Origin of the sequence: Helicobacter suis (genome assembly GCF_902196125.1) — a bacterium.
GTDB lineage: Bacteria > Campylobacterota > Campylobacteria > Campylobacterales > Helicobacteraceae > Helicobacter > Helicobacter suis_B.
In genome coordinates this window covers 1-705 of the sequence record NZ_CABIKG010000063.1, presented here as the reverse complement: position 1 = coordinate 705, position 705 = coordinate 1, and the positions used below count along the sequence as shown (strand labels likewise).

At 38.0% G+C, this 705-nt stretch carries 1 protein-coding gene; it reads left to right on the top strand.

The genetic code is table 11. The features are described 5' to 3' along the window. Positions 1-12: 12 nt before the first annotated feature. Positions 13-705, top strand: a 693-nt coding sequence (locus G6Q00_RS08315) for a phage portal protein family protein (RefSeq protein WP_430750797.1), incomplete at its 3' end; no start/stop codon positions are given.

The following is a 705-nucleotide window of genomic DNA, read 5'->3' as shown; positions in this document are numbered from 1 at the left end:
AAGTTTGTAGCCATGAGTAAATACATGACTTATTTAGAAAATCTAAGCGTACCGCCACTCATTCTTAAAAGCGATGGCTTTGAGGACGACAAAGAATTAAACAAATTATTAGACAACTTAGAGGATTTGCGCGCCGCTTCAATTGGCATTTTTAGCAAAGATGATATTTTAGAATTGCTTAATGGCAATGTAGATCAAGGCGCGTTTTTAGAGTTTCTAAGGTATTGTGATGAGTGCATTAGTAAGGTTATTAGCGGTCAGGTGCTAGCTAGTAATGCTGTAAATAAAGGTACGCAAGCTTTAGGAAATGTGCATGAAAACACCACGCGCTATCTTTTAGAATTTGATAGCAAGATGTTACTTGAGGGGCTTAATGATGCGCTTAAAGAGGCTTTTAGCTTATACTTTGTAGATGTACCAGACTTTAGCTTAAGTTTAGATACAAATACTGAAATAGATGAGGCAAGACAGGTACAAGTCTATAAATCTCTTTATGATATGGGGGTAGAAGTGGATTTAAGCGCGCTTCAAAAGGCTTTCAAAGTGCCTTTAAGCCGCATTGAAAAGCCGTTAAATGCCGCTTCAATGGGCGCTAACACAGAGATAAACACGCAAACAAATAGGATTGAGAAAGCAAACACGGAAGAGCCTCCCGCGTTAGATTTAGGGATTGATGAAAGCGAGATTTTAGAATTATTAGATCAA